Annotated in this window: 13 protein-coding genes; 4 read left to right on the top strand and 9 right to left on the bottom strand. The window is 65.1% G+C overall.

The window, feature by feature from the left end; genetic code table 11:
* The first annotated feature begins 258 nt into the window (after window positions 1-258).
* Together IVB12_RS20060 and arsC are read left to right on the top strand one after the other, a co-directional pair.
* A complete protein-coding gene (locus tag IVB12_RS20060; protein WP_247301263.1) occupies window positions 259-1,335 on the top strand; it encodes a Cj0069 family protein in 1,077 nt (358 codons plus the stop codon).
* Window positions 1,336-1,553: 218 nt separating this feature from the next.
* Window positions 1,554-1,955, top strand: coding sequence for an arsenate reductase (glutaredoxin) (gene arsC / locus IVB12_RS20065; protein WP_247301264.1), 402 nt, complete (start codon window positions 1,554-1,556; stop codon window positions 1,953-1,955).
* Window positions 1,956-1,991: 36 nt separating this feature from the next.
* Here arsC and IVB12_RS20070 read toward each other — a convergent pair whose 3' ends face one another.
* From IVB12_RS20070 to IVB12_RS20095, 6 genes are all read right to left on the bottom strand, one after another.
* Complete coding sequence (locus tag IVB12_RS20070) at window positions 1,992-2,756, bottom strand: hypothetical protein (protein ID WP_247301265.1); 765 nt, start codon at window positions 2,754-2,756, stop codon at window positions 1,992-1,994.
* A 2-nt stretch (window positions 2,757-2,758) separates the two neighbouring features.
* Complete coding sequence (locus tag IVB12_RS20075; protein ID WP_247301266.1) at window positions 2,759-2,956, bottom strand: hypothetical protein; 198 nt, start codon at window positions 2,954-2,956, stop codon at window positions 2,759-2,761.
* Complete coding sequence (locus tag IVB12_RS20080) at window positions 2,953-3,381, bottom strand: hypothetical protein (RefSeq protein WP_247301267.1); 429 nt, start codon at window positions 3,379-3,381, stop codon at window positions 2,953-2,955. The genes IVB12_RS20075 and IVB12_RS20080 overlap by 4 nt, the downstream gene beginning before the upstream one ends.
* A gap of 41 nt (window positions 3,382-3,422) precedes the next feature.
* Window positions 3,423-6,836, bottom strand: coding sequence for a CHAT domain-containing protein (locus IVB12_RS20085; RefSeq protein ID WP_247301268.1), 3,414 nt, complete (start codon window positions 6,834-6,836; stop codon window positions 3,423-3,425).
* 236 nt (window positions 6,837-7,072) lie between these two features.
* Window positions 7,073-7,834 carry a hypothetical protein gene (locus IVB12_RS20090; RefSeq protein ID WP_247301269.1) on the bottom strand — a complete coding sequence of 254 codons (762 nt, stop codon included), beginning with the start codon at window positions 7,832-7,834 and terminating at the stop codon, window positions 7,073-7,075.
* 14 nt (window positions 7,835-7,848) lie between these two features.
* Entirely contained in the window at window positions 7,849-8,037 is a 189-nt protein-coding gene (locus IVB12_RS20095) for a hypothetical protein (RefSeq protein WP_247301270.1), read from the bottom strand.
* A 254-nt stretch (window positions 8,038-8,291) separates the two neighbouring features.
* Between IVB12_RS20095 and IVB12_RS20100 the strand changes: the two genes are divergently transcribed.
* Window positions 8,292-9,269 (top strand): DUF2336 domain-containing protein, encoded by a 978-nt coding sequence (locus IVB12_RS20100; protein ID WP_247301271.1) that lies wholly within the window; start codon window positions 8,292-8,294, stop codon window positions 9,267-9,269.
* Here IVB12_RS20100 and IVB12_RS20105 read toward each other — a convergent pair whose 3' ends face one another.
* From IVB12_RS20105 to IVB12_RS20115, 3 genes are read right to left on the bottom strand one after another with little or no spacing between them, the layout of a single operon-like run.
* The gene (locus tag IVB12_RS20105; RefSeq protein WP_247301408.1) at window positions 9,270-9,614 is read right to left on the bottom strand and encodes a DUF1491 family protein; all 345 of its coding nucleotides are present in this window, start codon (window positions 9,612-9,614) and stop codon (window positions 9,270-9,272) included.
* Between the two features lie 57 nt (window positions 9,615-9,671).
* Window positions 9,672-10,373 (bottom strand): peptidoglycan-binding domain-containing protein, encoded by a 702-nt coding sequence (locus IVB12_RS20110; RefSeq protein WP_247301272.1) that lies wholly within the window; start codon window positions 10,371-10,373, stop codon window positions 9,672-9,674.
* Window positions 10,366-12,219, bottom strand: coding sequence for a PAS domain-containing sensor histidine kinase (locus IVB12_RS20115; RefSeq protein ID WP_247301273.1), 1,854 nt, complete (start codon window positions 12,217-12,219; stop codon window positions 10,366-10,368). The genes IVB12_RS20110 and IVB12_RS20115 overlap by 8 nt, the downstream gene beginning before the upstream one ends.
* Before the next feature lie 409 nt (window positions 12,220-12,628).
* On the opposite strand from IVB12_RS20115, the gene IVB12_RS20120 reads away from it, so the two are divergent.
* Window positions 12,629-13,063, top strand: coding sequence for a DUF5330 domain-containing protein (locus tag IVB12_RS20120; RefSeq protein WP_247301274.1), 435 nt, complete (start codon window positions 12,629-12,631; stop codon window positions 13,061-13,063).
* Window positions 13,064-13,101 lie beyond the last annotated feature (38 nt).

Consider the following 13,101-nt stretch of genomic DNA (forward strand, 5'->3'; position numbering starts at 1 on the left):
CGCGATGCTTGGGCATGTCGCCTCACGGGGAGATCGCATGTCCCCGTTGCAGCGAGTAAAAGCCTCGACGGACGAGCTGTCAACGCGCGCATGCCCGCGGCCGGTCAAGAAATGTTCAACGTTCCGACGGAACCGAGCGAACCGGGGTCTTGAAACATGAGAACCATCTCACGTAGATTACCTGCGTGGGGATGAAGCAGACTCCCCGTGAGACTCCGGTCCAAGCTCTGCGCAGCACGCAATTCGTGGAGCTTGCGCATGGACACCGAGGAACACCCCACTTCCCGCAACACCGTAGCCATCCTCTCGCGCGGCGATGCTGCCGCGCGCCGGGAGGCGACGGCGCAAAACAGCCGCTTCGTCCGCGTCTTCGAAGCACTCGCCGCTCTCGGCATCGAAGCCCAACCGGTGATCTACGACGAAAGCTTCGCCGATGCGGTGCGCGACCAGTTGCTCGCTGCCGACGGCGTGCTCGTCTGGATCGATCCGATCCATCAAGGCAAAACCCGCGCCGAGCTCGACGACCTGCTCCGCGACGTTGCAGCGCAAGGTACATGGGTGAGCGCACATCCCGACGTGATCCTGAAGATGGGCGTCAAAGAGGTGCTCTACCGGACGCGTCACCTGGGCTGGGGCACCGACACGCACCGCTATGATACCGCCGCGGCCTTCCGCGCCGAATTTCCATCGCGCCTGCGGGCAAGCGGCCCGCGCGTGCTGAAGCAAAATCGCGGCAATGGCGGCCAAGGCGTTTGGAAGGTCGAAGCACTTCCGGACACGGACGCCATGGTCCGGGTGCTCCATGCCCAACGTGGCAGCTTGCCCGAGGACACCCAGCTCGATGCCCTCATCGCGCGCTGCGAGCAATATTTCGGCTGGGGTGGCTGCATCATTGACCAGGCATTCCAACCTCGTCTGCCCGAGGGGATGATCCGCTGCTATATGAGCGGCGCCAGGGTCGCAGGCTTTGGGCATCAATTGATCAAGGCCTTGATCCCGCCGCCGCAGCGAAGCCCGGATGCTGCTGAGGCGCAACCGGGACCGCGAATCATGCACGGGCCTGATGCGCCGCCGTTCCAGTCGTTGCGAAGATCGATGGAGCACGAATGGACCCCGCAGATGATGGAGACGCTCGGCATCGATGAATCTTCGCTACCGGTGATCTGGGATGCGGACTTCCTGTACGGGCCCCGCGATGCGTCGGGGGCCGACACATACGTTCTGTGCGAGATCAACGCGAGTTCCTGCTTTGCCATCCCCGACGAGGCGCCGGCAGCGATCGCGCGAACAGTCAGGCACCGCTTGCTGCGGACTCAGGAGGTGCGCTGCGGCTGACAGAAACTCTCGGGACCAATAGGAGTGCGCCGGCCTCGTCCGCCATCCGGCCGTGGCGGTCGCGCGACCCTGGAAAACACCTTTCGGGCCTCCGCCCCGCTGACCCGCCCCGCTTCATCCTTGGGGAGCCTTGTGGCGCGTTTGCAGATATGCTGCTGATGACTTAGCTGCTCGGACACTCGCTCGGCCAGTCCAATCCCTGTTGCGGAGGCAACCCGATGACCGTCACGATCTATCATAACCCGGCTTGCGGTACCTCGCGCAATACGCTTGCGATGATCCGGCAGAGTGGCGTCGAACCTGTCGTCATCGAATATCTGAAGACGCCGCCATCCCGCGAAACGCTGGTCGAGCTCATCAAAGGCTTGGGGATCTCCGCTCGCGCACTGCTGCGGGAGAAAGGCACGCCCTTTCACGACCTCGGCCTCGATGACCCAAAATGGTCCGATGACGAGCTGATCGACCAGATGCTCGCGCATCCCATCCTGATCAACCGTCCGATCGTGGTGACGCCAAAGGGCACACGACTGTGCCGTCCCTCGGAAGCCGTGATCGATCTCCTGGAGAATCCCGTCGGCCGGTTCGTGAAGGAGGACGGCAAGGTGGTGGAATCGCGATAGGCAGGTGCTGCTCTCGCCGGCCGCCCGTCCGCAAGGCTATCCAAGCAGCCCCTTCAAGCCGGCGTAGATCGAGCCGACCGCGGTTGCAGCGACACCGGCCAGCGGTCCGGCGGTCTGCATGAGGTCCTGGATCAAGCGGGCGCGGCGGCGCAGTTGTTCCTCGCCGACATGTTGCCCCAGCAGGCGCGCCACGCGGAAGGCGAACGCGTTCGGTTTGCCCCCGTGCGACAGCACACGCGGCAAGACCTGGAAGATCACGACGCTCAAGATATTGCCGGAGACGAAGGCCAGCAGGATGCTCGCGCCATATTCGAACACTTCCCGCCACTCGATCCAGATCGTCGGCAGGATCGGGACGTGATCGTGGATCCCGGTCACCGTCAGCATCGCGAAGATGCTGACGCAAGCCGTCAGGAACCCCAGCACAAACGCCGTCAGGGCGAAAACCCGATGCAGTGGATAGGCCACGAATCCGAACAGCAGCGGTATGGCGATCGATGCGATCCGAAGCGGGATCGGGGACACGTTGAAGGTGATGGTCACGAGCACATGCGCGATCACCAGCAGCAGGGACGGAATGGCGACATAGAGCACCGCATGCGTTCCGTAATAGCGCAGCGGATTGTTATAGCGCTCGAGGCGGACATTGACACGATCGAGATCGCGCCTGATCTTGTCCAGATCGGCAACAATTTCGTCAATCTCGACAAGCGTCGGCCGCACGACGCGCAAGTCCCGCGAGCAATGCTTGCACGCGATGGCTTCGTCCTTGATCGTCTCGGCGCAAAACGGACATTCCATCGCTAGCGCGACTTCCTTCGCCTCATGATGGCCTCGACCTCGTCTCTGGCCTGCCGCAGTTCATCGCGCAGCTCCTCGCGCTTGCGCAGGAGATCGTCGCGCTCGGCGATCAGCGTGGCGGGAACGGCGATGTCGCGCCCACAGGACGCACAAACCAGCGCACCCTCTGCAGTCCCGGACCGGCAGTAGGGGCACATCATTTGGGTGCGACCTTCAGCGTAAAGATGGTCGTGCCCGGCCGACCATCACTGTCCTTGATATCGACGCGCACCGTGTATTCGCCCGGCGGCAGTTCCGCATCCTGCATGTTGATGCCGTCGGGCTGGACGAAGGGCTTGACCCGCGGGGTCAAGTCGACATTCGGCGTCCGGAGGAAGATCACCCTGACCGATTCCGGATCAATCTTTGCCCCGCCATAGGACTGAAACTTCAATACCAGTCGCAGAGGTGAACTCGCCGAGTCGCCCGGCGAGACGAACTCGACTTTGGGGCCGCGCATGATGCCGCGCTGATCGACGGCAACCGCGCCCTTCGGCGGCGGCAGCTTCGCTTCCTCTTCCGTGATCAATGGCGTGGCGCGCGTTGGTCCGGAGAACAGCAAACCTGCGGCCATGAGGCCCAGCAAGACATTCCGCTCCATTGTCCGTGCACCCCTTCCCCGGTTGGTCAACGCAAGCCGCCATCGCCGATGATGGTGTACGGCGCCCAGAACAGCGGATGCGCATAGGTGAACTCGGTCTTGCCCTCGTTGTTGAGATAGCCGGGACCATCGATGAGAGCCATCGTCGCCTGGCGCAGCGCCTCGCTGCGCGACAGCTTGGGATCATCGGCCTGCCGCTTGAACAAGTCTGTCACCAATTGCCGTGCCGACTGCGAATGCACCGACCAGTTCGTCACCAGCAGCGCCCGCGTTCCGGCGTAGAAGAACGCGCGCCCGAGCCCGGATGCCGCCTCGGCCCCTGCGCCAGCGCCGGCGCCGGTGTTACAGGCTGACAGGACGACCCAGTCCGCGTCCAGCTTGAGACCGAGGATCTCCTCCATGGTCAAGAGCCCGTCGCCGCCCTCGCCCGTCACCGCCGGTGACGACAACGCGAGCGCCGGTTGCGTCAATCCGTTCAGCTCGCCCGGGACCAGACCGTGGGTGGCAAAGGCCAGGATTCTGAAGCCGGACAGATTCATCGTCTTCACGGCGCTCTCGGTCGCGCTCTTGCCAAGGAACAGCACCTTCGAGGGGTCCGCCTGCAGCGCCAGCGCGATCGATTTCAGCTCGTCCGCGGTATCGGGCAGACGAGGCAACAGACCGAGCTCGGCGCTGTCGACGCCCTCGAGCTTGGGACTGTTGCGTCGCTTCAGCGGCCCGCCGCGCGTGATGTTGCCGCTGGCGTCGGCGACCTGAATCTTATGCCCGCCTTCCGCTTCGGCCTGCTGATCGCTGTTGAAATAGGGATCCCCGAAGGCCACGAGGTCGCCGCGGCCGGGCTTGCCCGGCGGCAGCTGCCGCAGTGTGCGCAACGCCGCCGCCGACGGCACCGTCGACACGGCATGGGTTCGCGCCAGCCAAGGCACGTTGCGATAACCGATGAAGAGCGGGTCCTCATCCGCAGCCACCTCTGCCGGTGCCGTCGGCAACAACGCCAGCGGCAACAGTCCCAGCGCGCCATTGGTCACGACGATCAGGTTCCTGGCCGGCTTCCAGCCGCTCTCGACCGGCTTGAGCAGCAGCTCGTACAGTTCATGGCCGAGCTTGAGATCGAAGGGCGGAATGTCCGAGATCATCGCGGCCTGCGGCTCGAGCGCTTCGCGCAGCTTGCGGATCTTCGTTTCGATGTCGCCGATCCTGGCCTGGACGGCCGCGAACGCGACCGGCCCCGACTTCGGCACGGCCCAGACGAAGCTGCCGTTCTGGCCGAAATAGAACGACAGCATGGCCTCGTCGTCGGCCAGCGTCGCACGGATTTCGGCAACGCTCGGCGGCTTGGGCGAGACGAGATCGGCGTAAGTCGGAAACTTCTGCTTGATCTCCTGGCGCGCCTTGTCGCGCTGGCCGCGCAAGGCAGCGATCGCGGCCTGGATTTGCGCAACGCCCTTCTCGTCGCGCTCCGCCGCGGGGAGCGCGAGCACGTTGTTGAGCGTGCCGAGCTGGGCATTGACCTGCTTGGTCAGGTCCTGCTCCTTGCGCACGAGCTCGGCGAGCGCGGGATCCTTTGCCGCCGCGCGCGCGCTCGATGCCGCCAGCGCCTGCTGCACCGAGCGACCACGGACGGCGTCGGCGAGGCTGAACGTCTCTTCGCCGACGTCCTTGCCGGCTCCTTCCGCCCTGCCGAGCAGCAGCATATAGCTCTCGACGATGGTCTGCAGCCGCTGACTCCGCGCAGCCACCACGGTCGTGTTCTCGTCATCGGCATTTTCGTTGGCGCTTGCCATCATGACCGGAATGGCAGCCTTGAACTCCCTGATGGCATCGGCATCGCGCCGAGCGCGCATCAATCCGACCGCCAGCGTGCCACGCGCCGAAGCCGCGTCGAAATGATTTTCCCCGACCCGGGCGATCTGCTTCTTCACGAGCTGCTCGGCGGCGGCAATGCCTGCGTCGAGCTGCCCGGAACCATAGAGCGACAGGATCCGGGCCGGATTGAGCTCGAACACCTGGCGGCGCTGCGGCTCCCAGCCGGCCACAGCCTTGTCGATCCGAGCAAACATCGCGCTTGCTTCGGCGTTGTTGCGCCGAAGCGTCAATATGCCGGCGAGCTGTGACAGCAGCTGCACCGTCGCGTGCGAATCCTCCGGCACACCCACGGTCTTGTTGATGTCGAGGGCAACACGGCCGAGCTTCTCCGCCTCCTCGTAACGGCCCTGATCGACCAGAATGCCCGCCAGCGCCATCACGAAACGCGGCGTCACGGGATTGTACTTGCCGGTATCCTTCAGGCGCGAGAGCAGCGCGCGGCGCGCGTCCACCTCGGCCTCGGCGAGCCTGCCCTGCTTCGCCTTCATGCGCGCCTGGTTCAACACGGTGCCGTCGATCGCCTGCAGCAGAAGGGTCTCGGCCGGTGGATTGTCCGATTCCATGATGGCCTTCGTGCTTGCGCGCTTGCGAAGCTCTGCCGTGCGATAGGCAGCCTCGGCTTCGGCAAACTGTCCGCGTGCCTCGAAGATCAAGGCGCGAGCGAGCTCCAGCTCGCCTTCCCAGCTCTGGCCAAATCGAGCATAGGCGGATCGCCAATTGGGATGACCGCTGGTGCGGGCCTCCTGTATCGCGGTCTGGGTGCGGCGAAGATAGGCCTCCGCTTGCGCGACGTCTCCCATCTGAATGAGAACGGATGCGATCGCGCGGTTCGTATTGAACTGCATTCCCTTAGCGCCCGGCATGCTGGCCGATTCGCGCAGAAGCCTTTGCATGATCTCGAGCGAGCGTTTCGGATCGCCTGCGAGAGCGTGCTGCAGGGACTGGAGCTGCATCATCCGCCCCAGCAAATGAGGACTGACGGCGCCGCGCCCAACCTCCACGGCCTTGTCGGCGTCGGTGATGGCTTCGCCGAGGCGGCCGAGCTGCGCGCGCGCGTTGGCGCGATCGAAATAGAACTGCGCCAGATCCTGACGGGATTCCTTCCCGCTCGGTGCGGCATCGGCATCCGACTTCAGTTCGGCGATCATCTTCTCGTCGGGCTTGTCGCCGTCGAGGATCGCCGTGATGTCGGCGATGCTGCGCGGCGGCGCAACGAAGTCCTTCGGAAGCGCGGCGCCTTGCTCGAGCTTGGGCGCCGCTTCCTTCGGAATCTCGACTGCAACATTGGCGCGGCCATTGGCGGCATTCAGCGCCGCTTGCACACAGGCCCGGACCTGAGGCGTGGCCTTGGCGCGGCAAGCTTCCAGATTGGCGCCCCCGGCGGGGCCTCCTCCTGCGCGCATGCACCCCTGTACGATCGGTCGGCCGACGGTCATCCGGCAATTCTCGATCGCCGCCTCCTTGGTCAGCGCGGCTGCGGAGCCTGTCGATCCAAGCAGAATGGCAAGTGCCAGCAGGTGGTGTGGTGAAATGTCCAGACGGCTCTTAAACGGACGCGTGGCGTCTAAGCTCATCTTGAAGGACCTTTGGGTAAAATGACTTGAAGAAACGAGATAATCCTATCCAGACGGCTCGGAAGGACAAGCACAATCAATGCGGTTCCCGATGCCCAAGAGCGTTAGCGGGCTACCGCCGGCGTGAGGTCCCAAAGATCGCGCACGACAGGCGGCTCCACCTCGTCGCGCCGATTGGCCGCGAGGTAAGATGGCCGCTCTCGACAGGCAGCGAGCTTACGCGGCGAGCTTGTACGTCAGCCCTTCGAGACGAGCGCGCGGCCGTAGGGCGGCTGCGCTGCGACCGGCGGGTTGGCGGTCTGGGCGGCGAGTTCGCCGATCAGGCGGTCGGCGTCGGCGGCCATGCCGTCGGGGGCCTGGATCACCAGTCGCTCCAGCGCCCAGCGGTAGGATGAAACCCGCTGCTCAAGACATTGCTGCACCCACTGCACGATCAGCGAGTTCTCCTGCATGCGCGCGACCGCGTCGTCCTTCTCCCTCGGCGAGAGCGCGGAGACGCGTGCCATGCTGGCATCGCGCTTCCTGTCGAGATCGATGACGCGGATCGCGCTGGCGAAGAACGGCTCGAAGCGCGTGATGTCGTTGCGCACGTCCTCGATCAGCTGCGCATAGCGCGAGGAATGCGAGCGGTGCGGCTCGTCGATCAGCGTGCGCCCGTACATGGTGCGGTCGAACACGATCTTCTGCCGCCAGGGCGATGGCAGCGGCTTGTAGTCGCCGAACACGCTCTTCCAGGCGGGGCGCGACAACGGCGGCTCGATCATGGGATAGGCGAGGTCGCGAAGCTGGCGTTCTTCGTCGGTGAGCTGGAATTGCGAGGGCTTCAGGCCGACGCTGGAGGTGACCTCCGCACCTAACCAGCGATGCATGTCGTCGCTGCGCATGTCGGCGCGGGTGCGGCCGAAATCGCCGCCGCTACAGGCGCCGAGCGTCGCGCCGAGCAGCGCGAGCAGGAGGGCCGATACGAAAGGCCGGATCTGGCGGATGGTGTCCGGCATTGCAAAGCCGGACGTCAGCGGCGGCGACGACGGCGCCCCGGCGCTGTGCCCTGCTCTGGCCCGCGATCGCCGCTGGTTTCGTCCGCAACGCGCTCGATACGGACCACCGGGAGAATCAGAACCGTTCCCGTTTCCGTGTGCGGTGTGGCATCCCCCGACGAGCCTGCCCGGCGACCGGCCGGAAATTCGATGATCGTCCCCATATCCAGCTCTCTATCAATTGCCGTGCGACCAAACCGCTCATGCAACATGCATTCATTAAGATCAGTTCATGGTTAACGGGATGTAAACGCGCTTTCCGGACCGTAACCGCACGGGCCCTGCCGCGGCGTCCCGTTGCGGCACGACAATGCCTTAAATTGCCGGGCCGGCTTCACGCCTCATTTTCCTTAACGAGGTTTTAAAAGACCTGCGATAGGCTCGTGACAAGTGTCTCTCCCGAGTTGCGTACGCCTCAATGACCAAGTCGCTGTTTCCCGGATTCGACGGGCTGATGACCCTCTCCCGTCGCGAAGGCGTCGACATCCGTCCGACGCTGCTGCGCGTGCTGACCGACCTCTATGTCCAGACACGCGTCCACAGCGATGACGAACAGCGGCAATTCGTCGAGCTCGCCACACGTTTGATCGACCAGGTCGACGAGGCGACGCGCGCCGCCGTCAAGGCGCGGCTCGCGGTCTATCCATCGACGCCGGTCCCGATCCTCCAGAAGCTCGGACTGGTCGCCGCCCAGGAAGGCCGCAGGGTTCCGCTGGCGCGAGAGATTGCGACGCCGCCGCCGGCACCCGCCCCGGTCCGCACGCCCACCGAGGCCGAGCAGCGCTTGGCCTCGAACATGGCGATGCAGCCGAAGGATGCCGCCGAGATCCACGACATGTTCTTCGGCGCCGGCGCCTCCGAGCGCGCGCTGATCCTGCACAATCTGGCGCAGACCCCGCTCAAGGCGGCGCCGCGGATTCCGACCGTGCGCGCCAAGCGCGCGATCCAGATCCTGGAGATGGCGGCGATCGCGGGTGACATCGAGAACTTCACCCTCGAGCTCGGCGACAGCCTGATCCTGCCCTCGCGCGTCGCGGCCCAGATCGTCGATGATGCCGGCGGCGAAGCGCTCGCGGTCGCCGCGCGCGCACTCGACATGCCGAGCCCGGTCTTCCAGCGCATCCTCTTGTTCTTCAAGCCGGAGATCGGGACCTCCGTGAACGACGTGTACCGGCTGTCGCGGCTCTATGACCGGCTCGGCGAACGCTCGGCGCTGGTGATGCTGGCGGCCTGGCGCGGCTCGACGCTCGCCGTCACCCGCGCAAAGTACCAGTCCTCGCTGCATGACGGCGAGCGCCAGCGCGCACGTACAGGCGCAAGCCAGACGCGGCCCGGCGTGCAGCCGGGCACGAGCCCGACGGTGCGCACCCGCACCGGCGGATCGTCCGATCGCTGATCAGGTCCGCGCCAGCTCCAGAAAATGCCGGCCCGCGCGGTCCTCGGTCTCGACGATCCAGGCGTCCGGATCGAAGCGAATTTCCTTGGTCAGCCGTTCCTCGATGGTGTGTTCCGGCAAAGGCTGCGGCGCGACCGGCACGAAGAAGCGGTCGACGGGGCGGCCGTCGTCATAGACGGTCTGCGGCGCCGGGGCGTACAGCATCGCATGGCCGTCGAGCAGCGATACTTTCACGAACACCGCGCCCGCCTCCTCGGCGCCGCGGCGACGCACCGCGCCGAATACGCCCTCGGTTTGGCAGCGACGCAAATAGGCGGCCACCCATATGTTGGATTTCAAACGCATGAGTCGAACGATAAGCCAGCGCTGCAAGCAGCACCAGCCTCCGTGCAGGCGCCAAGACTATTCGACGGGATGGCCGATCGCGGCCGCGAGCTCACGCAGCAGCCGGTCCGACACCTGACCGGTGACCTGCATCTTGTGCTCGCGCTCGAATTTCTGGATCGCGGACTGGGTCTCGCCGCTCATCGTGCCCGTGATCTTCAGATTGCCGTAGCCATATTCGGACAGCGCGCGCTGCACGCCGGCGATACGTCGCGCGGCCGGGCTCTGCACCGGGATCGGCGCCGGCGGGCGCACGACCGAGGGCGACGTCGAAGTCGTGGCCTTGACCAGATTGGTCATCGGATCGTTCGAGCGCGTCGAGGCGGTCGCCTCGACGGGCTTTTCGGGAGCCTTCTCGGCGACGCGCTCGACAGGTTTGGGCTCGGTGCGAAACTCCGTCGCGCGCGGCTCGAGCGGCGAAGTGTCGGCGCCAACGGGGCGCGGACGCGGCAAGGGGTTCGACAGTGACACGGACGACGGCGCGGGAAGATTGATCACCGTGCCGAACATCGGCGCGGGGTGCCGGCCGGTCTGGAGGAACAGCGCATTGGCGACGATCGCACCGATCGCGGCGGCGGCGACGAGGCCGGCCAGCGTATCCTTGGGGCTGTGCAGCAGCACGCGCATGACGAGGTTGCGCTCGGTCTCGACATCGATGACCGCGGCCTTGGCACCACGACGGCGCGGAGCAGCTTCGTCCTTTGCAGACTTCTTAGGCACTTTTCTTCACCAGCGCAGGTTGGTCGTGAGATTCTTCGTGAAGTTGGTCGTGGGGTTCCTGGCGCAACACCGGCGTCAGCGTCGCGATCTTGCTCTCCGCCGGCTTGACCTGCGGCGGCGTGTAGACGAGCGGCAGCTTGACGGTGACGGTGGTGCCCTCGCCTAACCTGCTTTGTACCGTCAATTCACCGAGATGCAACGCTATGAGGCTCTTCACGATCGAAAGTCCGAGGCCAGTGCCTTCGTGGCGGCGCTGATAGGTCTTGCCGGCCTGGAAGAACGGTGCGCCGATGCGCTTGAGATCGTCGGGCGCAATGCCGACGCCGGTGTCACTGATGCGCAGCGCAAGCTGCGCGCCCGACACTTCCGCCGTCACGGTGACCTGACCGCCGCGCTCGGTGAACTTGATGGCATTGGCGACGAGGTTGAGCACGATCTGCTTGAAGGCCCTGGGATCACCGGTCATGACGGGCAGATCCTGCGGCGCATCGGTGATGAGGTCGATGCCGTTCTCCCGCGCCTTCAGCGCCAGCAAATTGCAGCAATGCAGCAGCGCTGCGCGCGGCGCGAACGGCTCCGACGCAATCTCGAAATTGCCCGATTCCATCTTGGACATGTCCAGGATGCCATTGACGAGCGACAGCAGATGCTGGCCGGAATCGTTGATGAGCTGGGCGTATTCCTTGCGCTGGGCCGCACCCAGCATCAAGGTCTGCTCCTGCGCGATCATCTCGGAGAAGCCGATGATGGCGTTGAGCGGCGTGCGTAATTCGTGGCTCATGGTGGCGAGAAAGCGCGTCTTGGCAGCATCGGCCGCCTCGGCGGCGCTGCGGGCCTGATCTAGCGCCTGCTGGGAAAGCTTGCGATCGGTGACGTCGCGCATCACGGTAACGACTTCGGCCTTGCCCGTGACGTCATGAGCCCTGTCCTGTTCGAGCGGGCGGCAGCGCATCTCGACCCAAATGAAGTCGGTCTGGCCGCGCTCGGAGCCAGCAGGCTCCCGCCGCAACCGGAACTCGACGCTGCACACGTCACCGCGCGCCGCATCCGATAACGCAGTGAGATAGGCCGGACGGTCGGCGACGTGTACGCGGTCGAACAGGCCGTGGCCGAGCAGTTGCGTGACGGGCATGCCGAGCATGGCCTCCACCGCCGGCGAGATGAACTCGACCGCGCCGTTGCGCTGGTGCCGCGAGATGACGTCGCTCATGTTGCGCGCGAGCAGACGATAGCGCTCTTCCTCGCGCGATAGCAGCGCAACGCTGGTGCGCGCGAGCGATTCCGCGCCGAAGGCGAGGCCGGCGGCATAGAGTGTCGCCGAGGCGACGCCGAGCGCCATTAGCACGCCGCGCGCCGCAGCGCCCGGCTCCTCGACCGGCAGCCAGCCGAACTGGCTGACGAGGATCAGGATCCCGGCACAGGACAGCGCGAGCAGCGATGCGAAGGCCACAACGCGGCGCGAGGCCGACAGCGCGGCTTCGAGCGGAATCACGACCAGCCAGATCGCGGCGAAAGATTCGATGCCGCCGGTGGTGGCCGCCACCGCCATGATCAGGCTGGCAAGCGCCAGCGACGAGAGCACGTGTGCGCCCTCATAGCGGCCGGTGCGCGACAGGAACCAGGACAACAGGATCGGCGCGATCAGCCAGGCAAAGGCGGTGACCTCGATCGCGCTCGGCGCGCCGCGCAGAAAGAGATAGATCGGGAATGCGGCGAAGGCGGCCAGGCTGCCGAGCAGCCGCGGCGCCATGAAGGCACGATGGCGCGCTCGCGTCAGCGCATCGTAACGCGCGGAGGGATGCAGCAGTGCATCGAGACAATCGCGGATGGTACTCAAAACTGTCACGGGTCTCGCGCTTCGGCTCAATCGTCTGAGAAGACGTGCCGGAACGCCTCCTTGTCGTTGAGCCACCGTGTCAGAGCGACCTTAAACGAGTGCTAAGGCGGCGTGGCATGCGGCCGGACACCGCGTCATCGCGCGGCTTTTTAGATGATTTGGCGGCGTCTTCGCTGCGGATGGTGAACACGGGGTTTCACATCCCTCGGCATGGTTTCGAATTGGTGGATGCGGGGGGCCAGCAGAACCATGGGCGCGGGCGTCAATTGAAAATTTACGAGATGGTCGATCCCGCGAAGATTTTTGCGCAATTTTTTCGCGAATTAAGCTCAAGGCAATCACTTGCGATTTATCGAGCGTTGCTAGGTGCGATATCCGCGGAAATCGCCGCGGCAGGATCGAACGTACAGGTCGCAAGATGCGCTTTCTGCTCCGCATCACATTCTGGCTCGGGCTGGTGCTGGTGCTCCTGCCGCGGGACAAGACGCCCGAATCGGAGAAGCTGCCGCAGATCGGCGCCGCCGACGCCGTGCAGGCTGCGACCGCGGCGGTCTCCGACGTGACCCAGTTCTGCAAGCGTCAGCCGGCGGCCTGCGAGGTCGGCGGACAGGCCGCAACCATCATCGGCCAGCGCGCCCAGGACGGCGCGCGCAAGATCTACCAGATCATCAACGACAAGAAAGAGCAGAACACCAACGAGAAGAACGACAAGACCGACAAGAAGACGCCCGACCACACCGGCTCGATCGCGCTGGCCGGCGAAGGCGACATTGCTGCGAGCGAGGCGCCGCACGACACCCTGACCCAGGACGACCTCGCGCTGGAATGGCGCGGACCTGCCACGGCGAATTAGGCCTGCACCGTCAATTAGCGCCCAAACCCTATCGATTT

Origin of the sequence: Bradyrhizobium sp. 179, from assembly GCF_023073535.1 — a bacterium.
Taxonomy (GTDB): domain Bacteria; phylum Pseudomonadota; class Alphaproteobacteria; order Rhizobiales; family Xanthobacteraceae; genus Bradyrhizobium.

Coding starts and splice junctions, on each gene's coding strand:
- IVB12_RS20120 (WP_247301274.1), top strand. CDS start 12,629: ATGCGCTTTCTGCTCCGCATCACATTCTGGCTCGGGCTGGTGCTGGTG.
- IVB12_RS20095 (WP_247301270.1), bottom strand. CDS start 8,037: ATGGGGACGATCATCGAATTTCCGGCCGGTCGCCGGGCAGGCTCGTCG.
- IVB12_RS20060 (WP_247301263.1), top strand. CDS start 259: ATGGACACCGAGGAACACCCCACTTCCCGCAACACCGTAGCCATCCTC.
- IVB12_RS20105 (WP_247301408.1), bottom strand. CDS start 9,614: ATGCGTTTGAAATCCAACATATGGGTGGCCGCCTATTTGCGTCGCTGC.
- IVB12_RS20070 (WP_247301265.1), bottom strand. CDS start 2,756: ATGGAATGTCCGTTTTGCGCCGAGACGATCAAGGACGAAGCCATCGCG.
- IVB12_RS20100 (WP_247301271.1), top strand. CDS start 8,292: ATGACCAAGTCGCTGTTTCCCGGATTCGACGGGCTGATGACCCTCTCC.
- arsC (WP_247301264.1), top strand. CDS start 1,554: ATGACCGTCACGATCTATCATAACCCGGCTTGCGGTACCTCGCGCAAT.
- IVB12_RS20090 (WP_247301269.1), bottom strand. CDS start 7,834: ATGCCGGACACCATCCGCCAGATCCGGCCTTTCGTATCGGCCCTCCTG.
- IVB12_RS20075 (WP_247301266.1), bottom strand. CDS start 2,956: ATGATGTGCCCCTACTGCCGGTCCGGGACTGCAGAGGGTGCGCTGGTT.
- IVB12_RS20085 (WP_247301268.1), bottom strand. CDS start 6,836: ATGAGCTTAGACGCCACGCGTCCGTTTAAGAGCCGTCTGGACATTTCA.